The sequence below is a fragment of the Streptomyces sp. Ru62 genome, from assembly GCF_002920615.1.
In the GTDB taxonomy this organism is placed as follows: domain Bacteria; phylum Actinomycetota; class Actinomycetes; order Streptomycetales; family Streptomycetaceae; genus Streptomyces.
In genome coordinates this window covers 1-480 of record NZ_PQSU01000105.1, presented here as the reverse complement: position 1 = coordinate 480, position 480 = coordinate 1, and the positions used below count along the sequence as shown (strand labels likewise).

The window sequence follows — 480 nt, the reverse complement described above, 5'->3', positions numbered from 1 at the left end:
GGAGTTCACCTCCTTCGCCATCCCCTACATCGTCGGCGAGATCAAGCGGTTCTTCCGCGACACCACCTGGGCCGTGCACGTGCCCCGCCGCCTCCAGGAGGCCCGCGTCCAGCTCGCCCGCGCCACCGAGGAACTGCGCAGCCGGCTGGGCCGCACCCCGACCGACAAGGAACTGTCGGAGCTGATGAGCCTGTCCGAGGACGAGGTCCGCGAGGCCCGCCTGGCCGCCAACGGCTACAACTCCGCCTCCCTCGACGCCGCGATCAACGGCAGCGAGGAGGGCGAGGCGGCCCTCCAGGACTTCATCGGCACCGAGGACGCGGCCCTGGAGCTGGTGGAGGACTTCCACGCCCTGGCCCCCCTGATCGCCGAACTCGACGAGCGGGACCGGCAGATCATCCACATGCGCTTCGTCGAGGAACTCACCCAGGCCCAGATCGGCGAACGCCTCGGCGTCTCCCAGATGCACGTCTCCCGGCT

At 70.0% G+C, this 480-nt stretch carries 1 protein-coding gene; it reads left to right on the top strand.

Annotation, left to right across the window (positions count from 1 at the left end):
• Positions 1-480, top strand: a 480-nt coding sequence (locus C3492_RS43895) for a sigma-70 family RNA polymerase sigma factor (protein ID WP_146075821.1), incomplete at both ends; no start/stop codon positions are given.